Origin of the sequence: Bradyrhizobium sp. MOS001 (assembly GCF_004634465.1) — a bacterium.
GTDB classification, from domain to species: Bacteria; Pseudomonadota; Alphaproteobacteria; order Rhizobiales; family Xanthobacteraceae; genus Bradyrhizobium; species Bradyrhizobium barranii.
In genome coordinates this window covers 54,374-76,753 of record NZ_SPVJ01000036.1, presented here as the reverse complement: position 1 = coordinate 76,753, position 22,380 = coordinate 54,374, and the positions used below count along the sequence as shown (strand labels likewise).

The following is a 22,380-nucleotide window of genomic DNA, read 5'->3' as shown; positions in this document are numbered from 1 at the left end:
AGGTGCTCCGCATGAACCGCCGACTGGACAATGACCGCACCATCCGCGCCCCCCGCGGCAGCGACATCAGCGCCAAGAGCTGGCTGACGGAAGCGCCGCTGCGCATGCTGATGAACAATCTCGATCCTGATGTCGCGGAGCGTCCGAGCGAGCTCGTCGTCTATGGCGGCATTGGCCGCGCCGCGCGCGACTGGGAGAGCTTTGACCGCATCACGGCGGCCTTGCGCAAGCTCGAGAATGACGAGACGCTGCTGGTCCAGTCCGGCAAGCCGGTCGGCGTCTTCCGTACCCATGCCGATGCCCCGCGCGTCCTGATTGCGAACTCCAACATCGTGCCGCATTGGGCGACGCTCGATCATTTCAACGAGCTCGATCGCAAGGGCCTGATGATGTACGGCCAGATGACCGCAGGCTCCTGGATCTATATCGGCAGCCAGGGCATCGTGCAGGGCACCTACGAGACCTTCGTCGAGGTCGGCCGGCGCCACTATGGCGGCAGCCTCGCGGGAAGATGGATTCTCACCGCCGGCCTCGGCGGCATGGGCGGCGCGCAACCGCTGGCCGCGACCATGGCGGGCGCCTCGATGCTCGCGGTCGAATGCCAGCCGAGCCGCATCGAGATGCGATTGCGCACCGGCTATCTCGATCGGCAGGCCGCGACGCTCGACGAGGCGCTGGCGATCATGGAAGAGGCGGCGAGGACCAGGAAGGCAATATCGGTCGGTATGCTCGGCAATGCCGCGGAGATTTTCCCCGAGCTGGTGCGCCGCGGCGTCAAGCCCGACATCGTCACCGACCAGACCAGCGCGCATGATCCGATCAACGGCTACTTGCCAAAGGGCTGGACGCTCGCCGATTGGGAAACCAAGCGCGCCGCCGATCCGAAGGCGGTGGAGCGTGCGTCGAAGACGTCGATGGTCGAGCACGTCCAGGCCATGCTGGATTTCCATGCGCAGGGCATTCCGACGCTCGACTACGGCAACAACATCCGCCAGATGGCACAGGACATGGGCCTGAAGAACGCCTTCGATTTCCCGGGCTTCGTGCCCGCCTATATCCGCCCTCTTTTCTGCCGCGGCGTCGGGCCGTTCCGCTGGGCTGCGCTGTCGGGCGATCCCGAGGACATCTTCAAGACCGACGCCAAGGTCAAGGAGCTGATGCCTGACGACAAGCATCTGCACAACTGGCTCGACATGGCCAAGGAGCGCATCAAGTTCCAGGGCCTGCCGGCGCGGATCTGCTGGGTCGGCCTCGGCGATCGAGATCGCCTGGGCCTAGCCTTCAACGAGATGGTGGCACGTGGCGAATTGAAGGCGCCGATTGTGATCGGCCGCGATCATCTCGACAGCGGCTCGGTGGCGAGCCCCAACCGCGAGACCGAGGCGATGAAGGACGGATCGGATGCGGTGTCCGACTGGCCTTTGCTCAACGCGCTGCTCAATTGCGCCAGCGGCGCGACCTGGGTCTCGCTGCACCATGGCGGCGGCGTCGGCATCGGCTATTCGCAGCATGCCGGCATGGTGATCGTCGCCGACGGCACGCCGGAAGCGGCCAAGCGGATCGAGCGCGTGCTCTGGAACGATCCCGCCAGCGGCGTGATGCGCCATGCAGACGCGGGCTATGAGACCGCGATTGACTGCGCCCGCGACAAGGGCCTCGATCTGCCAAGCCTTGCGAAGTAACTAGCCGCTCACCAGCAGCTTCGGCATTGTCATCTTCGCGCCGTCCATGAAAGTCTGGACGGCGTCGCGGACGATCGCGTCGAGATCGGGCGGGATCGGCGTCTCGTAGATGAACTTGCGGATGGCGAGATAGAAGATGCGGCCGTGCAGGCCCCAGAACAGCTCGGTCTCGCGTTCGCTGAGCGGATGGGATTTCGCGTCGGGCAGCTTCAGATCGTGGCGCAGCTCGGCCGCCGCGGGCTCGATGATCTCGCGGCGGACAATGTCGAGATAACGGCCGGTGATGCCGAACGACTTCATGCCGGAGAAGACGAAGATCCGCACCCAATTGTACTCGAACACGCGCTCGACATAATCGAGGTAGAAGCGCGTCAGCCGCGCCTCCAGCGACAGCGAGCGGTCGCGGATCATCGCCCCCCAGTCGGGCGACCAGCGGCTGAGATAGACCTCCTGGTAGACCCGCTCGATCAGCGCCTCCTTGCTCGGGAAGTGGCGATAGATCGCCGAATGCGTGATGCCCATGCGTTTGGCGAGTTCGCGGGTCTGGCCCTCGAAGCCATGCTCGGCGAAGAAGCGGATCGCCTCGTCCACGATCGCACGCTCGCGGTCGGCCGCACGCATGTTGCGGCGCTTTGGCGCGGACTTGCTGCCTGTGTCCGTCCGCTTCCGGACCGGTCGTTTCGCTGGCTTCTGCGCTTTTCGGGCCATTTCGTCGCTGTTTAGCAATCTCCGGCTGCCTTCTTAGCCTAAAGGTGCATTTGTGACCAAATGGTCATTTCCTGTTGACCGGTCTTTGAGGGCGTGTCAGGATTTTGAGACCAGATGGTTACAAATCTGGCATCCCGGCTGATGAGCCGACGGATCTCGAGGAAACGGCGGTGAAGGCGAGGGCTTTCAGCTATTTTCGTGCTGCGACGATCGACCAGGCGCTGGATGCTCATGCCCGCGCCGGCGATGACGCGCGCTTCATTGCCGGGGGCCAGAGCCTCGTGCCGGCGTTGTCGCTGCGGCTGCAAGCGCCACGGTTGCTGATCGACATCACCCACATCGAAGAGCTGCGCGGCGTCAGGCGCGAAGGCGGTTACTTGCGCATCGGCGCGCTGACGCGCCATTGCGAGATGCTGAGCGAGCCGCTGATCGCCGAATTCGCGCCGCTGCTGCATGCTGCTGCGCCTTTTGTCGCCCATCCCGCGATCCGTAACCGCGGCACCATTGGCGGCAGCGTCGCGCTCGCCGATCCTGCCTCCGAATTCCCGGCGATGACCCTGGCGCTCGATGCCGAGATCGAGATCGCCGGCCCTTCCGGCAGCCGGCGTGTGAAAGCCGACGACTTCTTCGTCGAACTGTTCGAGACCGCATTGCGGCCCGGTGAGCTGATCACCGCGATCTACGTTCCGTTGTTCAAGGCCGATCAGCGTTTTGCGTTCGACGAGCTGGCGCGCCGGCGCGGGGACTATGCTCTGGTCGGGTGCGGCATGCTTGCGACTTTCACAGCCGAACGCATCGACGACATCCGCATTTCCTTCTTCTCGGTCGGCAATACACCGACGCGGGTGAAGGGCGCTGAGGCAACCCTGATCGGCTCGAACCTGGATCCCGAACGTATCGCCGCCGCACAAGCGGCGCTCGAAAGCGATCTCGCGCCGCCCGACAGCGACGAGGTGCCGCCGGCGATGCGGCTGCATCTCGCCCGCGTGCTGCTCGGCCGCCTGCTCGGACGTCTGGGTGAGGGCGCATGAGCGGTTTTGACGAAACCATTTTGGACGACCCCGACGAGACCGTGCAGGTCCGCTTCGTCGTCAATGGCCGCAAGGTCGCCTGCGAGGTGGCGCCGCGCGAGACGCTGGTCGATTGCCTGCGCAACGCGCTCGAACTGACCGGCACGCATGCGGGCTGCGAGATGGGGGCCTGCGGCGCCTGCCTGGTGCAGCTCGACGGCCGCGCTGTGCACTCCTGCCTGATCTTTGCAGTGCAGGCCGATGGCGCCAAGATCAATACCATCGAAGGTCTTACCGAGAGCGGCGTGATCGCCGATCTCCAGGCCGAATTCCATCGCCGCAACGCGCTGCAATGCGGCTTCTGCACGCCGGGCATGCTGGTCAATGCGCACGAGTTGCTCTCGCAGATCGCGCTGCCCAGCCGCGACGAAATTCGCGATGCGCTGTCGGGCAATTACTGCCGCTGCACCGGCTATGAGGCGATCGTGGACGCCATCGACGCGGTGGCGAAAGCGCGCAATGAAAATGGAGGCGCGACATGAGCGCGCCGCTGACCTCGCTCGACCGCCCGAATTCCTATATCGGCCGCTCCGTGCCGCGCCCGAACGCCAAGCGGCTGCTCGCCGGCCGCGGTCGCTATGTCAGCGACCTTCGCCTGCCGCGCATGCTCCACGCCGCCTTCCTGCGCAGTCCGCATGCGCATGCGAAGATCGTCGCCATCAACACCGACGAGGCCCGCGCGCTCGAAGGGGTGCATCTCGTTGCCACCGGCGAGGACCTCGCAAAGATCTGCACGCCCTGGACCGGCACGCTCGACCACTTCAAGGGCATGGCGTCGGCTCCGCAATTGCCATTGCCGCTCGACCGCGTGGTCTGGGCCGGGCAGGCCGTGGTGGCCGTCGTCGCCGAGAGCCGCGCGATTGCGGAAGATGCGCTGGAGCTGATCGAGATCGATTACGAGGACCTCCCTGTCGTCGTCGATATCGACAGTGCACGAGAGGCTGGTGGCCCGCTGATCAATCCCGGCAGTGTCAATAACACCTGTTTCCGGGCCCATCTCGACAATGGCGCCGTTGACGACGCCTTTGCGCATGCCGCGCATGTGGTGGAAGAAGAGTTCTCCTTCGGCCGCCACACCGCGGTGACGCTGGAGCCGCGCGCCATCGTTGCGGACTACGATCCCGCCGCCGGCGCACTCACCGTGCATCACGCGACGCAGACGCCTTACCAGTTCCAGGATCTCTATTCGCGCCACTACGGCATCCCCGAGGCCCGCGTCCGCGTCATCGCGACCGACATCGGCGGCTCCTTCGGGATGAAGCTGCATGTCTATCACGAGGACATGGCGGTGGTCGGCCTGTCGATCCTGCTCGGCCGTCCCGTCAAATACGTCGCCGACCGCATCGAGTCCTTCGTCTCCGACATCCACGCCCGCGATCATCGCGTCCGGGCCCGCATGGCGCTCGATCCCAACGGCGAGATCCTGGCGATGGACGTGCTGGACCTGACCGCGATCGGGGCGTTCTCGACCTATCCGCGCACCAGCGTGGTCGAGGGCAACCAGGTGATCCGCCTGATCGGCGCGCCCTATCGCTTCAAGAACTATCGCGCCACACTGGAGGTGATCTTCCAGAACAAGGTGCAGACTAGCCAGTATCGCGCCGTCGGTCATCCCATCGCCTGTGCCGTCACCGAGCGGCTGGTGGACATGGCGGCGGCCAAGGTTGGCCTCGATCCCTTCGCCATCCGCGCGCAGAACGTCATCGCTGACGATGCCTATCCGCAGACCTCGCCGACCGGCTATCGCTTCGAGGCGCTGTCGCATCAGGCCTGCCTGAAGCGCCTGCACGAGATGATGGGTTATGAGGGGTTGCGCGCCGAGCAGGCCGACTTGCGCAAGCGCGGCGTCTATCGCGGCATCGGCATTGCGGCCTTCGTCGAGATCACCAATCCCAGCCCGGCCTTCTACGGCGTCGGCGGCGCGCGCATCTCGTCGCAGGACGGCGCGATCCTCAGCCTGACGCCGTCGGGCGAGGTCCGCTGCCTGATCTCGGTCACCGAGCAGGGGCAGGGCACCGAGGCGATCATTAGCCAGATCGCGGCCGATCAGCTCGGCCTTGCGCAGGAACACGTCAAGGTCATCACAGGAGATACCGAGGTGACGCCGCATGGCGGCGCCACCTGGGCCTGCCGTGGCGCCGGCATCGGCGGCGAGACCGCGCTGCAGGCCACGCGCGTGCTCAAGCGCAATATTCTGGAGATTGCCGCGCTCATTCTTCAGGAGCAGCCCTCGGCACTCGACATCATCGATGGCGAGGTCGTCGACGCCGTGACCCGGAACAAGCGGTTGCCTATCTCCGAGATCGCGCGGATCGCCTATTTCCGCTCCGACACCTTGCCGCCCGGCACACAGGCGCAGCTCACCGTCAGTCATCACTTTGCTCCGCAGGGCTATCCGTTCGCCTTCACCAACGGCATCCAGGGCTGTTCGCTGGAGGTCGATGTCGAGACCGGCTTCGTCAAAGTGCTGAAGCACTTCATCGTCGAGGATTGCGGCCGCGTCATCAATCCGATGCTGGTGGACGAGCAGCTTCGCGGCGGCATCGTGCAGGGGCTGGGTGCGGCGCTGTTCGAGGAATGCCGCTACAGCGAGACTGGTCAGCTCATGAACGGCTCGCTCGCCGACTACCTCGTTCCGATGCCGATGGAGATGCCAGACATCGTCATCGGCCATGTCGAGACGCCGACCGCCGACACCGTGCTCGGAGCCAAGGGAGTTGGCGAGGCCGGCACGGCGGCGGCATCCGCCTGCGTTCTCAACGCCGTCAACGACGCGCTCGCGCCGTTCGGCGCGACGATCAATTCGATCCCGATCACGCCCATAAAAGTCCTGAAAGCCCTGAAACGCTTCTAAAAAAAAGTCAGTTGGAGGAAATCATGCCCAAATCCGGTTCGACCTCGACAATATCCCGCCGCACCGCGCTCGCTGGCCTCTCCGCCGGCGCCGCCCTGCTCGCCATGCCGCGGCTCGGCCGCGCCGCGGACGAGACGATTCGCATCGGCTTCCCGACGCCGCTGACCGGTCCGTTCGCCGCTGAGGCGCGCGATCAGGTCAAATGCGCCGAGCTTGCCGTCAAGCTCGTCAACGACAAGGGCGGCATCGGCGGCCGCAAGGTCGAGCTCTTGGTGCGTGACGACAAGCTCAATGCCGGCGAGGCCGCGACCCGGACGCTGGAGCTGATCGAGAAGGACAAGGTCCACGCCGTGGTGGGCGCGCTTTCCAGCGCGGTGCAGCTCGCCGTCAACGAGGTCACCCGCGCCCGCGGCGTGATCTACGTGTCGATCAGCCAGTCCGACACGATCAACGAGGCCAAGGATTTCAGTAAGTATACATTCCACGAGGCGCTGAACCCGCACATGACGACCGCTGCGGTGGCGCGGCAGACCCTGAAGAAGGGCATGATGGTCGCCCATCTCGTGGCCGACTATGCGTATGGCCATGAGATGCTGCGCGGCTTCAAGCGCGCGCAGGCAGCGATCGGCGCGGACAATGTCGGCGAGATCCTGCACCCATTCGGAGCGGCCGACTATTCCACCTTCATGCCGCGCCTGATGTCGATGCGGCCGGACGTGCTCTGCATCTCCAATTTCGGCCGGGACCAGGCAAACGCGATCAAGCAGGCGGTGGATTTCGGTGTCAAGCAGCAGATGAAGATCGTCGTACCCGTCATCCTGCACAACCAGCGCCTCGCTGTCGGCCCCGACGTGTTTGAGGGCGTGGTCGGCGGGGCCAACTATTATTGGGGCCTGGAGTCGCAGAGCAAATCGGCGGCCGCTTTCAACGCGGCGTTCAAAGCTGCCAATGGCGGTGCGATCCCGACCGATTACGGCGCCTACGGCTATTCCGGCGTCGGTTCGCTGCTGGCAGCCATGCAGGTCGCCGGAGGCACCGACGCCGACAAGGTCATCGATGCCCTCGAGAAGTTGCAATACGACCTGACCAAGGGCCCGCAGCACTACCGCAAATGCGACCACCAGTCGGTGCAGTCGGTGCTGGTGCTGGAGTCCAAGAAGAAGTCCGCGATGGCGAACGACAACGATTTGTTTGCGATTCTCGCCAACGATTCGGGTTCCGACGATATGCTGCGCAGCTGCAGCGAGCTCGGCCACGCGACCTAAGCCATAGCAGATGGACCTGTCGCTGATCATCATGCAGCTTCTTTCCGGGATCGCCCTTGGGGCGGTCCTGGTGATCACTGCGCTTGGACTGACGATCGTATTCGGCATGCTCGGGGTGGTCAATTTCGCCCATGGCGCGCTGTTCATGATCGGGGCCTATGCGGGGCTGTATCTGGCATCGCTCACCGGAAGCTTCTGGTGGGGATTGCTGCTCGCTCCCATTTTGATCGGCGCGTTCGGCATGCTGATCGAGCTCGTCCTGATCCGCAGGCTCTATGGACGCTCGATCGACGATCCGCTGCTGCTCACCTTCGGCCTCAGCTACATCCTGGTCGAGGGCGTGCGCATCGTGTTCGGCAGCGACGGCATTCCGTTTCCGACCCCGCCGCAGCTCGTCGGCGTGCTCGATCTCGGCATCGGCTTCTTCCCGCGCTACCGCCTGTTCGTCATCGCACTGGTGGCGGTGGTGCTGCTGGTGCTCTGGCTGACGCTGGAGAAGACCCGCATCGGCCTCATTGTGCGCGCGGGCGCCCGCGATCCCACCATCATGCAGGTGCTCGGCGTCGATATCGGCCGGGTCTGGCTCGCGATTTTTGGCCTTGGCGTCGGACTTGCCGCGCTGGGCGGTGTGCTCGCGGGGCCCATGCGCAGCGTCAATCCGGAGATGGGCTCGCTGGTACTGGCGGAGGCCTTCGTCGTGACCGTGATCGGCGGGCTCGGCTCGATCGTCGGCGCGGTCGTCGCCGGCCTCATGGTCGGCATCTCCATCAGCCTGGTGGCGCTGTTCGCCCCTGAAATGGCGACCATCGTCATGTTCGCGCTGATGGCGATTGTGCTGCTGATCCGCCCGCAAGGCCTGTTCGGCGTGAGAGGGAGGACCGCGTGACGTCACCATCGAGCGGCGGAGCGGTCGCCAAGCCCTCGTCCAGCGGGCTTAGTTGGCTTCTCAAGCAGCGCGTGCTGCTGTCGATTGCGGTGCTGGCCGTGCTGCCCTGGCTGCTGCCGTCGCAGGCGCTGGCCGTCAACGTCCTGATCTACGGCGTCGTGGTGATGGGCTACAATCTGCTGTTCGGCTACACCGGGCTGCTGTCGTTCGGGCAGGCGGCGTTCTTCGGCGCGGGCGCCTACTTCACCGGCATTGCGATTGGCCGCTATGGCGTGCCCTGGTTCGCCGCGGTGCCGATCGCCGTCCTCCTGAGCACCGGCCTTGCCGCCGCAATTGGCATCGTCTCGACGCGCACCCGCGGCATCTATTTCTCCATGGTGACGCTGGCGCTGGCCCAGCTCGTCTATTACGTCGCGCTGCAGGCCTCGTCCTTCACGGGCGGCGAGAACGGCCTGCGCGGCTTCACCGTCGACCGCATCAGCCTGTTCGGCTTCCCCGTCAATTTCCTCGACCCCGTCAACAAATACTACGTTCTGATGGCCTTCGCGGCGCTCGCGATGTGGTTCCAGTCGCGGATCCTGAACTCGCCGTTCGGCGCCGTCATCGAGGCCATCCGCGAAAACGAGCAGCGGGCGCGGGCGTGCGGCTATGACGTCGAGCGCAGCAAGCTGATCGTGTTCATGCTGTCGGGCGCGATCTCCTCGCTTGGCGGCTGCATGCTGGCGCTGCACCTGTCGATCGTACCGCTCGACCTTTTGCACTACCAGACATCGGGCATGATCGTGATGATGGTGCTGCTCGGCGGCGCGCGCAGCTTCTTCGGGCCCTTCGTCGGGGCTGCGAGCTTCCTGATCCTGGAGGATGTCATCTCACTTTGGACGCCGCATTGGCAGATTTTCGTCGGCGCGATCTTCGTGCTGTTCGTGCTGTTCCTGCCCAAGGGGATCTGGGGAACGCTGCTCGACACGCTCGGCATCGGAAAGGCGCGGCCATGAGCGGCGAACTGCTTCGCGTCGAGGGGGTCGGCAAGCGTTTTGGCGGCTTCGTCGCGCTCGAAGACATTACCGTGTCCTTTGCGGCAGGACAGCTGACCTCGATCATCGGACCGAACGGCGCTGGCAAGAGCACCTTCTTCAACATCCTCTCCGGCGCGCTGGCCCCGACGTCGGGCACGCTGCACTTCAGGGGACGCGAGCTGAACGGCCTGCCGCAGCACCGCTTCGTGCATCAGGGCATCTCGCGCTCCTACCAGATCACGAACATCTTTCCGGACTTGTCCGTGCACGAGAATGTGCGCGTGGCAGCCCAGGCGCTGACCGTGAGCTACGACATCTGGCGCAACCGCGCCCGGCTGACGGAGCTGAACGCGCGCGCCGATGCGGCGCTTGAGGCGGTCGGACTGCTCGGCAAACGCGCTGAATTGGCAAAATTCCTCTCGCATGGCCAGCAGCGTGCGCTGGAGATCGCGATAGCGCTGGTCTCCGAGCCCGAGCTGCTCCTGCTCGACGAGCCCACCGCCGGCATGGGGCCGGAAGAGACCAAGGACATGGTCGCGCTGCTCGAACGGCTCGCGGAGAAGCGCACGGTGCTGCTGGTCGAGCACAAGATGAAGATGGTGCTCGGCCTGTCCAAGCGTGTCGTGGTGCTGCATCACGGCCGTCTGCTGGCGGACGGCGCGCCCGACGAGATCAGGAGCAACCCGGAAGTCCGACGGGTTTACCTCGGACAGAGTGAAGGCTATGGCTGAGACCGCGCTGCTCGAAATCGATGATCTCCACGCATGGTATGGCGCAAGCCATATCCTGCATGGCATTTCCCTGCACGTGAAGGAGGGCGAGGTGGTCGCTCTCGTCGGCCGCAACGGCGCCGGCAAGACCACGACGCTGCGGGCGATGATGGGTCTGATGCCGAAGGCGACCGGCCGCGTGCGCTTTGCGGGCAGGGAGCTGCTGCCGCTCCGCGCTCATCAGCGCTTCCATCTCGGTTTGGCCTATGTGCCCGAGGAACGCCGCATCGTTCCCGGGCTCTCCGTGCGCGAAAATCTCCGCCTCGGCCTGGTCGCGGCCGGAAGCGAGATCGAGGAGCGCGCCGCGATCGACGAGATCGCCGAAACCTTTCCGCGCCTGAAGGAACGCCTCGATCAGGACGGTGTCACGCTTTCGGGCGGCGAGCAACAGATGCTCGCGATCGCCCGCGCGCTGATCGCAAGGCCCAAGATGATCCTGCTCGACGAGCCCTCGGAAGGCATCATGCCCGTCCTGGTCGAGGAGATGGGCGTGCTGTTCCGCCGCCTGCGCGACGAGGGCAAGACACTGCTGCTGGTCGAGCAGAACGTCGAATGGGCCCTGCGGCTCGCCGACCGCGCGGTGATCATCGACCAGGGCGAGGTCGTGCATCAAAGCAGCGCCGCGGCGCTGCTGGCGGACAAGGACATCCAGGAGCGCTACTGCGCGGTATGACGGCTCCGGAGGGCCGCACGCCAGCAGGTCATCCAAGCAGCTTGCCGAGCTCGTTGAGCTTTGCGATCGCGGCCTTGCCGACCTCGGTGATGTTCTTTTCCGAGCGCGCTGCAAGCTCGCGATCGGCCTCGAAGCCTTTCCTGACGGCATTGACGCTTTCGCGGATCTGGCCGCCCACATTGGGGTCGCCGATCGCTTTCTTCACCGCGCCGTCGTCGAAGGCCTTGACGGTCTGCTCCTGATCCGCGAGCCGCGCGTTGCTGCCGGCTGCGGTCTCCTCGAGCGCGAGGCCGAGCGCCTCATCCAGGAGTTCGTGCAAGGCTGCGAGCGGACCCTCGGTGGCGGAGCTTGTGGTGCTGACCTTGAAGCCCGGCGTATCCGGCACGAACAGCACGGTGCCGCGCGCGAGTCTGTTCAGATCGGCATGCGGATTGGCCTCCTGCAAGGCTTTCAGCGCAGCCTCGCTGCGAACCTGGCTCAGATTGGCATGCAGCAGCTTCTCGCTGACAGCCTTGAGTTTCGTCTCGTCTCCAACGATGAAGGTGCGCATCGAAATCTCCGCGGATTAGCCGATCACGTTGAGTGGCGCCCACGGCGTGTTTGCAATGCCGCCGGGGATGATGATGTTGCTGGTCGTGATGTTGCCGATCACGGTCACTGCCCGCGCGCCGGTGAGGCGGATCGAGTTTTCGCCGCCGCGCACCCGGTTCGTGCTGATGATGGCGACCGCGCTCTCCAGCGAAACGGCGACGCTTCTGCTGCCGGATTCCACCCGGTTGTCGTTGAACAGGCATTCCTGGCCGGCCACGATCAGAACGGCGGGGGCTGGCCCGCGCGCGGACAGCATGTTGCCGATGATGCCGGCGCGCGCGCCCTCGGTGTCGTTGGCGGCAAGGCTTGCCCTGACGAACGCATAGTCGGCGCCAAGCGCGAGGATCCGCCCGTCGCCGAGCCGGATCGCGACCTTGTCGCCGGCCTGTCCGAACGGCACCTTCGGATTGACCTCCGCCGTGGTGAGCGCGAACCAGTTGCCGTCCGAATTGTCCACGCCCGGCGTGAGGTCGCGCTGCACGCTGTTGTGATTGACCTCGATCTGGGTCTGCGGCGCGCGCAGCATGATGCCGGCGCTGGTGCCGACAAACCCCTTGGCGGGCGCGACCTCGACGATCTCGTTGCCGCTCACGCGCGGGCGGTTGACGCCGAAGGTGACGACGCCGGCGCGCAGTGCCGACTTGACCGCCGTCAGGCCGATCGCGCGAACCAGATTGCCCGCAATCGTCGCGCTGTCGGCGCGTATCACCTCGATGCCGACCACGGTGCCGTTCTCGCTCTCGGAGACCGGTTCGATGTTGCGGATGCGGTTGTTCTCGATCGAGACGGCTGCGGCGTCGGTCGCGCCGCCGAGCATGATCCCGGCGCCGCAGGCGTCGATCGCGTTGAGCTTGATGATCAGGTCCTGTGCTCCGGCAATCACCTTGATCCCGGCCGTGCCGAAGCCGTGGATCTGGTTGGCGAGGATATGCGCGGTGGCGGTGCTGCGGCGGTCGAGCCCGGGGATCAGCCCGATGCCGACGTGATCGCCGGGCGACCAGTTGCGCAGCTGGTTGCGCTCGATCCACAGCCCCGCCGCGGCGCAGGCGATGCCGTTGGCCGTGACGTTACAACTGTTGCCGTCGATCGCCAGCGCGGCGCCGGGAAGCGCAAGGCCCTGCGCGGCGATAGCAGTGTCGGTGCAGCCGATGATCTCGTTGTGCGCGATCCGCGTGGCGAGCAGATGCAGCACCTCGTCGGCGAAGGCGATCGCGCCGCGCTGGCACAAGAGGACGTTCTCCTCGATGGTCACCGCGGCCGTCAGCAGGAAGCCTGCACCGTTCTCCACGCCTTTGAGCGCGCCGCCCGCAATCCCAACCGGCGCGAAGATCGCGTTCTCGGCGAGCTTCGCACCGCCAACCACACCGCGCAGCACCACCGCGGGGAGCTGTGCATTCTCGGTGCCGAGTGCCGCGATGGCGAGACGGGTCAGGCCGAGGCCGATGCAGGTCGAGACGTCGATGGTGGGATCGCGTGCGAGCGAAAGGATCGCGAGGTCCTCGATTGCGATCGCAAAAGAGTCCTGGATGGCGAAGGCGCCGGTCGGCGCCACCAGCAGCGTCGCCGGGCCCTTGCCGGCGATGCGGACCGATTTCGCCTGGTTGATCGCCACGGCCTCTTTGAGCACGTAGCGGCCGGGGCCGAGGCAGATGGTGCCGCCGGTCTCGCGCACCTTGTTGACGGCGTCCTGAATGGTGAAGCTGCCGCTCTCGTGCTGCTCGACGGTGACGCAGGCCGTGCAGGCACAGTCGTGGCCTTCGCCTTTCGGCGGCCACGGGTGGCGGCAGTCGGTGACGCTCTTGGCGTCGACGTCCCAGATGCCGAGCCGTGCATAATGGTGATGGATGCCGCGCGGCGGAGCGCGGTCGAGCAACTCGACGCTGGCATCCGCCGTGCGCGCGGCGAAGGCCCACCAGTCGCCGGCACGACAGCCCGCAGCCCCGGTCGAATCGAAGCTCACGGTGACGCCGTCCTCGAGCAGGACTGTCGTGCCCGCGGCGGGCACCTTGATCACGCCGGTCGATCCGGCGGCATCGAGATCGCCGATCTGCACCGGCGTGCCGCTGGCATCGGTCCGGAACACCTTTCCCTTCTGATCCCAGCGGCGCACCCGCAAATTGGTCTGCTTCGGCCAATCGCTGTTGGGGAATCCCGGCGGCAGCATCAGGGCCGGCAGTGCCGGTGTGAAGCTGATGCGGCGGGTCGCCTCGGTGACGGTGATGCGGCGCATCTCGCCGGCCTTCTGCGAGAGCTCCCTGGCGTCGTCGATGATCTCGACCCAGTCGCCGGTGTTGAAACGCAGCACGTCGTCGCGCCCGAGGCTGTCGAGCTCGAGTTCGGTCGCCGAGATCATGCTGGCGACGCGCGAGCCGACGCTGGCATTTTCGCGCGACCATTTGAAGGTCGCCGTGCCGCCGGGCTGGCCGGGGTCGTGGATCTCGACCCGGTAGAGCTGGTTCTCGAGGCCGCGGAAGCCGCCGGTCGGCGGCAGCTCGCAGGGGTCGGTCACCGGAGCTGCGTCGAACGTGCCTGTCGTGAGCACGCCGGTCGATGGCGCGATCACTGTGCTCCAACCCGGCATGTCGTCGTCGGGCGTCGCGCAGCTGGTGTTGGCGCCGGCATCGGTGTCGAGCACACGCACCTGCCACGCCGTCTGGAGCCGCGAGCTGGTCTCGACGCCGACGGCGATCTCGACCAGTTCCGGCCGCTCGAGCCAGGTCAGCTCGCGCTCCCAGACGTCGAGATAGACGAGATGGCGACCGGCCGTCGGCAGCGGCGGCCGCACCGCATCCGGCAGATAGGGCTGGGTCTCATAGGTCAGCTTGTCGGTGAAAACAGTCTCGGCCATGAGTTCGTCGAACAGGCGCTTGTCGGGATCGGCAAGGCCGTGGTTCTCCGCGAGCAGACCGTCGACATAGAGCCGCCCCTTGCCGATCTCGAGCGTATTGCCGGCAACGCCGAGCTTGAATGCATCCGGGGTCGTCGAGGACACCGTATCGCGGTCGAGAATGTCGCTGGCGAGTGCACGCAGCCTGCGATCTAGGATCGCCATCAGCTCGTTGGCGTCGCCGTCCAGCAGCACCGCGCCCTGTTTCAGCTCCACGCCGGCGAAGTCGAGCAGCGGGTCGAGACGAACGCGTGAGAAGTCGGCACCCATGATAGCCTCCGATGCACTCGGTCAACTCGCGAAGAACAGGCCCGCGTGCAGCCCGAAACGTAGATATTCATCGAGCCGCAGCCTGAGATTGGCCTCGCGCTGCGGCTGGAATAATGCGTTGAGAACGCCGATCTCGCTGTCATTGTCGCCGCCGGCGCGGATCGCAGGACTGGTGGCGCGGCGCAGCTGCCCGTAACCGGGATCGCCATAGCGCAGCGAGGTGAACAGCGGCAGCGCCGTGGCCGCCGTGTCATTCGGCACGCAATGGAAGCGCCGCGGCGTGATCGAACCCGCGGGCACGTAACAGAAGCGGACGCAACCTTCCTGGCGGCGCTGGACCAGCAGCGGCGCGATCCACTTTTCCGCGGGCTTTGGACCAAGCTCTGCGAAGAAGATGGTGTTGGAGGCGAGCTTCAACAGTTTCGTGTGAACCTTGCCGATGACGGTGCATTGGGCGACCGTCAGTTCGGCGCCGGGGCTGCCCGCGGCATCGGCGGCAAAGGCGACGTTCGCCGGCGCGCCGGCATCGATGATGCAGTCGGTCAGCGTCACCTCGGCATCAGTGACGGCGCGGATCGGGCCGACGATGCAACGCTCCAATGTCACTTTGGCGAAGGGATGCTCGATGATCAGGCTCGGCTCGCCCGGCGAGGTCGGACGGCCGTCCCCATTCAGGGTAAGTCCGGGCACCAGCGTGCAATCGCGCAGCAGCAGCTCCCGCGGCTCGACATCGGCAAAGGCCGCCAGCCGCAACGCGCCGCCCGATATCACGAGCCCGTCGAGCGTGAGGCGACCGCGCGCGCCGATGTCGAGCGTGATCTCGCCGCCCGCCGCCAGCAGCGGGCGGGTCTGGTCATGCGCGGCGACCACGACATGGTGCGGCGTGGCATCGCCGATCACGTCGTCGACCACAAAGGTCGGCGTCTCCTTGTAGGTCAGGCTGTCGCCGATGATGAGGCGGCCACCGGTCCTGATCAGGTTGAGCTTGGCCTGCCACGCGCCTCCAGCACCGACGGTCTGCTCGTTGCCGATATCGCCCGACCCGGGCACGCGCGGATATTCGCCGCCGCCGATCTGCCGCGCAGTGCCGTAGTGGAATGTCGCAAGCAGCGGTCCGTCGGCGGGATCGCCGAGGAGCACGCGGCCGCGTTCGGGATCGAAGCCGATCGTGCCGGCCGTCACCTGCGCCTCATGGGCCCAGCCGATCACATTGCCGCCGCCATCGAGAATGTCGCGGAGATCGCAGACCCGCACCTTGGCCGTCGGCACCGGCATCGGCGGGGTGCCCGGCGTGAAAAACACCAGGCTCTCGCCGGCGCCATAATCGTCCTCGCGCCGTGCGTCCGGCTGTGCGGTTGCCTGTGCGGCGCGCACCGCCATTGCCATCAGCCGCACCGACAGCGGCTCCGGCGCATTGATCGGCTCGGCGAGATGGGAGACGTCGGACTCGGCCTGAGCGAATCGAAACAGCCGCATGTCCGCGCCGAGCGGGTTGAGACGGAATTTCCGGCCGGTCGCGTCGCCGGCATCAGGCGTCAGCGGCACCGCCGTGAGCGACAGCGACAACAGCCGCCACAGGACGATGCCGATGTTGGGGATGTTGTAGCGGCCGGCGCCCGTTTCCGGCCGCCGCATCTCGGCGGTGTGCGCGATGCTGTTGAAGGCGCCGTCGCGCCGGAACAGTGCCGCCGTGTCGCGCAGATTGCAGGTCGCGGGCGCATGCAGGCGGATGTGCTTCATGTATTGCGTGGTGGCGAGCTGCTCGAAAAATTCGACCGCATGTGCCGGCCAGCCGGTGACGTCCTGCGCGAGCTCCTCCAGCATCAGCGCGGTGCCCTTGCGGCGGCGAAAGGCGATGGTGTCGGCGACTTCGGCACGCGGCGAGGTCAGCTCGGTGCCGAGCCCGCGCAGCGGCCGGTAGCCGATGAGGTCGCCGATACAGGGCGTCACCCACTCGGCGCAGGTTTCGATGAACTGGTCGTCGTAGAGCTGGTCGACGGACTCTTCCAGCGTGGCGAACTCGCGCGCAAATGCCGCCAATAGAGCCTGGAGCGGACCGGCCTTTGCGGGATCGCCCGCAAGCGCGGCGTCGCGCAACCGGTGCAGCGTCGGCAGCAGGCTGTAGAGCCGTTCTGGGGTGAGGCTGTTCATGCCATCTCCTCCAGGAGGTCGAATGGCGCCGGGTTCAATGTCAGGAGTTCGCTCGGTCTCGCCACGCCCTGGTCGACGTGCATCCGCGAGGCGAGCAGGCGGACCTGGCGCGAGGGAATGGTCTGCGCGAAGGGCGCCGTGCCGCCATAGAGCTGGACGAGGTCGACAGCAATGACGCCGGGCACCGATTGTGCCGCCGCGATCACGTCGGATTGCTGCACCGGCTGGCCGAGCTCACGCGCGTCGAAGGTGAAGTGCGCGCGCAGCGCCGCCTCAACGGCGGTGAGTACGGCCTTGGCGTCGAAATCGGGATCGCGTTTGACCTTCAATCCGATCCGGAAGGTGCTGGCCTGGTAGGGCAGCAGCATGACGGCGACATGCGGATCGCCGCCCGCCTTCAGCGCAGCGCGCAAATTGGTCCATACCGGGCTTGTCGAATTGACGGGAGCGCCGGGTGGCCCCGCGATCGTGATGGCGATGGTCTTTCCGCGCGGCAGTTGCAACACCTGCGCCTGCGCCTTGGCGATGCCGGTGAAGGCGCGGGCAAAATCCTCATAGTCAAGGACGGACACGACGCGGCCGAGCGTGCGGGCGCCGAGCGGCATGCTGCGTCGCGCCGCGTCCGCCGGCTCCGGATCGTTGCCGCCTTCGGCCGCAAACGGGTTGCTCACGCCCTTGAGGCCGAGCGGGCGCGACAGCAGTTGGCTCAGCGTCTCGGCGCGAACATTGCCGGCGACACCGATGCCCTTGCGGTAGGTGGCGCGGATGTTGTTGAGCCCGCTCGGCAGCCGCGCGCCGCTGACGCCATCGCCGAACTTCACGAGATTGCGCCCTTGCTCGTCGATATCAAGCGCGAAGACGCGATCGGTGGCAGCCGCGCCGTACAGCGTCGCGCGCTCGTGCCATGCGATCTCACCGACGCGCAACGTCAATTCGCTCGCGGCACCGCTCTCATTGGCGGCGGCGCGATAGGTCAGGGGAACCTGCTTCAGCTCGAATTGCTGGAACGGCTGGGCTGCATCGCCCGAGCCGAGGATTTGAGTCACCGTCTCGCCATGCGAAGCCGGCACCACATTGCCATGAACCACGATGCTGCCGCGGTCGAGGCTGCCGGCGAGCGGCGGATCGATCTGAAGCATGCAGCGGCCGGCATCGACAGCCTGGGCGGTCACGAGGTTGGCCTGCACGACAACAGCCTGGCCGTCGGAGACGCGATTGCCGCGTACGATCAGCCGTCGCCCTGCGACGAGGCCATCGGCACTGACGGCTGCAGGGATGCTGCTGCCGGTCGCGGCATCATCGACGGCGTAGGGCGCAAGCGCGAGCTGCTCGGACTGCACGAAGGCCGTGATGCGACGAACTTGGTCCTGATAGCGGTCGTAATGGGAGCCACGCAATTGCAGCCGCGTGACCTTGCCGGCCAGCGCGAACTCCGCGCGCGACGTCTCGTTCGCATCGGCGACCTGGTAGACGTCGAGATGCGGGCCAAGATCGAGGATGACATCCGACTTGCCGAAGGCCTTGATGATGACCTGGATGAAGCCCTTGGCTGCCATCGAAAGCACGACGTAACCGCCGGCGCGGACCTCGGAATAGACCGTGTCGAGATCAATGAAACCGCCGCCCTGGGCCGAGCCCATCGGCGAGATCGTGTAGTCGGGCCACTCCGGCGCGTCACTCCCGCTCGGATAGTTGTTGCGAAAGTCCGTCGACATCGACTTCCACATCGGCGCGTTGTGGCCGAAGGGTGCTGCCCGCTTGCGCAGCGCATAGACCTTCGAATTTTGCGCGGCCGTGACCCCGGAGAGGCCGGCTTGCCAGGTGATCTTGGTGCGATCGAAATCCGATTGCAGTTCGACACTGTCGATGAAGCGGAAATCGCAGTTGCTGTCGTTCGTACCGGGATTGAAAGCATCGCCGACGATCAGCAGGGCATCACCCGGCTTCAGATTGTTGCGCTGGCCGGCGAGGTACATGACCGTGTCGCCTTTGTCCGGCCGGCGTGTCTCCGCCAGCCACGGCCGGATCGCATTCCAGGCCGGCCGTGCGGCGTCCAGTCGCTCGACCGTTTCGAAGGTCTGCGGCTTCTCGTCCGGCCCCGGTACGCTCTGCACTTTCGTGCCGATCTCGATCGACACTTGAGCGGGCACGCCGGTGACGAAGCTGCCCGGCTCGGGCGACAGTTTTAGCGGCGGCGCGGGCGGCGTTTCCAACGTGAAGGCAAGCCATGTCTCGGCGGCGACGCCGGGCCGCAGGCGGTAGCCGATCAGCCGGCCCATCTCCTGGAGCGACACGCGCTCCAGCGCGGTGCGAAGATAGGATTCGTTGGCGATGCGCTCTTGGTAGAAGGTGAGCACGTCGGCAGCGCAGGCGAATGCATCGATCAGGCCGATGGTGAAATCGTCATCGGCGCGGCTTTGCAGCTTGCCGAGCGGCGCGAACGCGGCAGAGGACAGCGCGGCGTGCAGGCTGTCGCGGAACTGGGCGTGGTCGCCGACGCGGTAGGCGATGGCGGAGAGGCCGTAGCGGTTCGAGATGCCTTGCGGCGTCTCGGCTTCAATGCCGGCGCAGCAGCCGCAGCTCTCGCTGCCGGCAGGCAGGGCATGAGGCTTGACGGTTGGAACCGGTAGCGTCATTTGCCGCCTCCCGCCTCAATGATGAGCCGGCCGCGCTCGCGGAAGCTCGGATTATTGGCGAGCTGCGCGATCTCGAGGCTTCCGATCGGGATCACCTCGTCATCCAGCGAGGTCGCGATCGGCGAGATCAGCCGCTGGAATTTTTCCGCCTGCACCGCCTCGACACCCTCGACCGCTTGTGCGGCCGCGATGATGCGGCTGAGATAGACGGGATCGCCGAAGGTGAAATTGTCGGGATGGAACAGGCCGAGCGTGCCATCGGGCAGCACCGCGCTCGACAGCACCGTCCGCACGGCCTGCGCGACATCGGCGCGGAAATAGTCCGGCTTGACGCAGACATGCAGTGTGACGTCGAGCGGCACATAGCGCGGCGGTCGTACGTCGAGGTCGTAGCCGGCCATCCTGAACCGCTCGAGATGGTTGCGCAGTTGCGTAGCGAAGGGCGCGTCGACTACGCCGCCGCCGAAGCGGTCGGGCGTCACGAACACGGTGTGCCAGCTTCCGGTCCAGCGGAACGTTGCGGCCGCGCGCTGCACGTCGGCGCGTCGTTCACTGGCGGCGGCGTAATCGGCCGCCGTCACCGCGCGCTCCTGGGTACGGAACGCCTGTGGGGCATCTCGGCGGGCGGCTTCGATGTCCTCGGGCTCGACGCCGCCGGATGCGGGAAGCGGATTGCGTACAGCCGCGAACACGCCGTCCGTGGTGCTGACGATGTGGGCGATGGCTTCGGCGCCGACATTTCCGGATGTGCCGTTGCCGATCCGGTAGGTCGCCGTGAATGCGGTGTCTTCGGCCGGGCGCTTGCCGAGCAGGCCGTCACCGAACCGCAGCAGGGCGTGGCCGTGGTTGTCGATCTCGACCACGACATGCGGCGCATTGCCGGCGCTGTCGATCAGATCGCGCCGCGGCAGCCAGTGCTCGGTGATGCCGGCGACTTGTCCCGTGAGATCGACGATGGCAGGCGTGGCGTCGCGCGGCGACAAGAGCGAAAATGCGCTGGCCGCCCACCACGGCTTGTCGTTGCTGACGGGAACGGCGAGCAGCGCGCCGAGATCGAAGGATTGCGTCAACGGGCTGTTTGCCAGCACCGGGCGGAAGCGCGGCGGCAGCATGACGTCCGGGGACGAGGTGCAGCAATTGCCCGGCGCGCGCGAAGCCTGCTTCAAGCTGGCGCGCGGCATCACGCCGAGCTGTTCGGGCGGCAGCGTGCGGCCGTGATCGACGAGCACGATATTGCCGCGCGCAACACTGATCGCGAGCTCGGGGCGGTCCTCCACCGTCAGGCAAAGCGGGAAGGGCAGCGCGTCGGCCTCGCTCCAGGCGATCTCGGTGACGTCGACCAGGCCGTCGACCGGAGGCTCGTCGAACAGCCCGCCCGACGGATCGCTCGTAAGCGTCCTCTCGGTCAGCCGCACCGCCCAGCGATGGCCGGGATCGGCATCTGCGGCAGACAACGTCGTTGGGCTGATCACCTCCTCGAAGATCAGGATATCGCCGATGGCGAGCGTATCAATGTGGCCGCGCAACGTCGCACGCGTGGTGCCGCGGGGCAGGCAGCATCCGTTGTTGCCCCAGGCATAGAACGTGAGGTTGTTCTGTTGCTGGTCCAACTCGGCTGGCGCGACCGTTTCGAACACCTCGGCGCCACCGTCGATCGCGTCGTTCAATTCGCGCGAGCCCGGCGTCAGCACCGCGCCGAGGCCCGGCACGCGGGTGAGCAACTGCGTCCCCTTGGGCAGCGCGATCTTCTGCCCATTGACGTCGAAATGCACGAAGGCGCGGGCGTTGCAGCCCTCGTGCAAATGATAGTCGACCAGCCTCGCATGCCGCCGGACCGAGATGCGCTGCCGCGCGGTGGCGAGATAGGCTTCGTTGGCGACCGCATCTTGGCGATAGGCGAGGTTGTCGGCGGCATAGGCGAGCAGCTCGACCAGGGTCACGCCGAGATCCGCCGCCGAACGCTCCTGCCAGCCGGGCACCAGCAGGCTCAGCCTGTCAAGCATTAGCCGGCGAAAACCCTGATAGTCGCGCGCGAGATAGTCGATCTCCGGCCTCAAGCGCGGCACGGGCGGGCACGGCGCGGTGCCTGCGCAGTCATAATCCGAGGGGCATTCGACCTTGAAGGTGAAGTCGATCGCCGACAGCTTCGGATCGAACCCGGCCGGCGGCAGGGCCGAGCCGGAATTGGCGAAGATGCCGAAATTGTAGATCGAATAATCCCCGCTGCTGTCGGTCCGGACGACCAGCGTGCGGGCGAGATCGTCGACGGTGTCGACCAGGCCGGGCTCGGCCTCGGCCGGCAGCGCGTCGGCCGGCGCGCACCAGACCACGCCGACGGTCGCGATCCGCTCGCCGCCGGTGATGCGCAGATTGTCCGGCGAGAGCGTGAAGCCGGAATGCAGCAGCCGCACCAGCAGGGTCTGTTGCCGTGGCGCGCCGGGCGGAGAAGCGAGGTCGAGCACCTCGATGAATGCGATGGCGTTGGCGCTGCCCTTGGCCTCGAGCACCTCGAGCCGGCGCGGGTCGCAGCAACGTTGCTTCATGCCGCGCCTCCCGGAACCGCAAAGCTTGCGACGTGGCTGGTGCGGTCGGCCAGCACCACGTAGCGGATCTCGACCCGCAGCACCGCATCGTCATTGATCACCTGGACCGAGGTGACGGCGATCAGATGCGACAGGTGCTGATGCAGCGCGGCCTGGGCCAGCATCTGCGTGGTCGCGGCGAGCGTCACCGAATTGGGCTCGAACACCAGCGCCAGGAGTCCCGCGCCGAAATCCGGCCGCATCACCCGCTCGCCCTGCATCGTGAACAGCACCTGCTCGATCAGGTCGCGGATGTGATCGGGACGGCCGGTCGTGGCCGTGCGGCCCTGGTCGTCGAAATGATAGGGGAAATCGAGTTCGCTGCTCACGCCGTCCTCC

General features: G+C 66.3%; 16 protein-coding genes. 9 read left to right on the top strand and 7 right to left on the bottom strand.

Going from position 1 to position 22,380, the window contains the following annotated elements; translation table 11 throughout:
* Positions 1 to 11 precede the first annotated feature (11 nt).
* Positions 12 to 1,682: a urocanate hydratase gene (gene hutU, locus CT676_RS31660; RefSeq protein ID WP_135216084.1), complete on the top strand. Its 1,671-nt coding sequence runs from the start codon at positions 12 to 14 to the stop codon at positions 1,680 to 1,682.
* On the opposite strand, the gene CT676_RS31655 is transcribed toward hutU, so the two are convergent.
* Entirely contained in the window at positions 1,683 to 2,303 is a 621-nt protein-coding gene (locus CT676_RS31655) for a TetR/AcrR family transcriptional regulator (RefSeq protein ID WP_167768217.1), read from the bottom strand. It lies immediately after the preceding gene.
* A 257-nt stretch (positions 2,304 to 2,560) separates the two neighbouring features.
* Between CT676_RS31655 and CT676_RS31650 the strand changes: the two genes are divergently transcribed.
* Genes CT676_RS31650 through CT676_RS31615 form a run of 8 tightly spaced genes read left to right on the top strand, consistent with a single transcriptional unit; the run spans position 2,561 to position 10,924 of the window.
* Positions 2,561 to 3,421 (top strand): xanthine dehydrogenase family protein subunit M, encoded by an 861-nt coding sequence (locus tag CT676_RS31650; protein ID WP_135216082.1) that lies wholly within the window; start codon positions 2,561 to 2,563, stop codon positions 3,419 to 3,421.
* Positions 3,418 to 3,942, top strand: coding sequence for a (2Fe-2S)-binding protein (locus CT676_RS31645; protein ID WP_135216081.1), 525 nt, complete (start codon positions 3,418 to 3,420; stop codon positions 3,940 to 3,942). Before CT676_RS31650 ends, CT676_RS31645 begins: the two co-directional genes overlap by 4 nt.
* A complete protein-coding gene (locus CT676_RS31640) occupies positions 3,939 to 6,314 on the top strand; it encodes a xanthine dehydrogenase family protein molybdopterin-binding subunit (RefSeq protein WP_135216080.1) in 2,376 nt (791 codons plus the stop codon). Before CT676_RS31645 ends, CT676_RS31640 begins: the two co-directional genes overlap by 4 nt.
* A gap of 23 nt (positions 6,315 to 6,337) precedes the next feature.
* Complete coding sequence (locus CT676_RS31635; RefSeq protein WP_135216079.1) at positions 6,338 to 7,579, top strand: ABC transporter substrate-binding protein; 1,242 nt, start codon at positions 6,338 to 6,340, stop codon at positions 7,577 to 7,579.
* Between the two features lie 10 nt (positions 7,580 to 7,589).
* Positions 7,590 to 8,465 carry a branched-chain amino acid ABC transporter permease gene (locus CT676_RS31630; protein ID WP_028152185.1) on the top strand — a complete coding sequence of 292 codons (876 nt, stop codon included), beginning with the start codon at positions 7,590 to 7,592 and terminating at the stop codon, positions 8,463 to 8,465.
* On the top strand, positions 8,462 to 9,460 hold the full coding sequence (locus CT676_RS31625) for a branched-chain amino acid ABC transporter permease (RefSeq protein ID WP_135216078.1): 999 nt from the start codon (positions 8,462 to 8,464) through the stop codon (positions 9,458 to 9,460). The genes CT676_RS31630 and CT676_RS31625 overlap by 4 nt, the downstream gene beginning before the upstream one ends.
* Positions 9,457 to 10,212 carry an ABC transporter ATP-binding protein gene (locus CT676_RS31620; RefSeq protein WP_135216077.1) on the top strand — a complete coding sequence of 252 codons (756 nt, stop codon included), beginning with the start codon at positions 9,457 to 9,459 and terminating at the stop codon, positions 10,210 to 10,212. Before CT676_RS31625 ends, CT676_RS31620 begins: the two co-directional genes overlap by 4 nt.
* Entirely contained in the window at positions 10,205 to 10,924 is a 720-nt protein-coding gene (locus CT676_RS31615; protein WP_135216076.1) for an ABC transporter ATP-binding protein, read from the top strand. Before CT676_RS31620 ends, CT676_RS31615 begins: the two co-directional genes overlap by 8 nt.
* Before the next feature lie 28 nt (positions 10,925 to 10,952).
* Here CT676_RS31615 and CT676_RS31610 read toward each other — a convergent pair whose 3' ends face one another.
* From CT676_RS31610 to CT676_RS31585, 6 genes are read right to left on the bottom strand one after another with little or no spacing between them, the layout of a single operon-like run.
* Positions 10,953 to 11,474 carry a hypothetical protein gene (locus CT676_RS31610; protein WP_135216075.1) on the bottom strand — a complete coding sequence of 174 codons (522 nt, stop codon included), beginning with the start codon at positions 11,472 to 11,474 and terminating at the stop codon, positions 10,953 to 10,955.
* 15 nt (positions 11,475 to 11,489) lie between these two features.
* A complete protein-coding gene (locus CT676_RS31605; RefSeq protein ID WP_135216074.1) occupies positions 11,490 to 14,672 on the bottom strand; it encodes a DUF6519 domain-containing protein in 3,183 nt (1,060 codons plus the stop codon).
* 21 nt (positions 14,673 to 14,693) lie between these two features.
* On the bottom strand, positions 14,694 to 16,823 hold the full coding sequence (locus tag CT676_RS31600) for a hypothetical protein (protein WP_135216073.1): 2,130 nt from the start codon (positions 16,821 to 16,823) through the stop codon (positions 14,694 to 14,696).
* Complete coding sequence (locus tag CT676_RS31595; RefSeq protein ID WP_135216072.1) at positions 16,820 to 19,459, bottom strand: putative baseplate assembly protein; 2,640 nt, start codon at positions 19,457 to 19,459, stop codon at positions 16,820 to 16,822. The genes CT676_RS31600 and CT676_RS31595 overlap by 4 nt, the downstream gene beginning before the upstream one ends.
* Positions 19,456 to 22,002, bottom strand: coding sequence for a putative baseplate assembly protein (locus CT676_RS31590; protein ID WP_135216071.1), 2,547 nt, complete (start codon positions 22,000 to 22,002; stop codon positions 19,456 to 19,458). Before CT676_RS31590 ends, CT676_RS31595 begins: the two co-directional genes overlap by 4 nt.
* Entirely contained in the window at positions 21,999 to 22,370 is a 372-nt protein-coding gene (locus tag CT676_RS31585; protein ID WP_135216070.1) for a GPW/gp25 family protein, read from the bottom strand. Before CT676_RS31585 ends, CT676_RS31590 begins: the two co-directional genes overlap by 4 nt.
* Positions 22,371 to 22,380 lie beyond the last annotated feature (10 nt).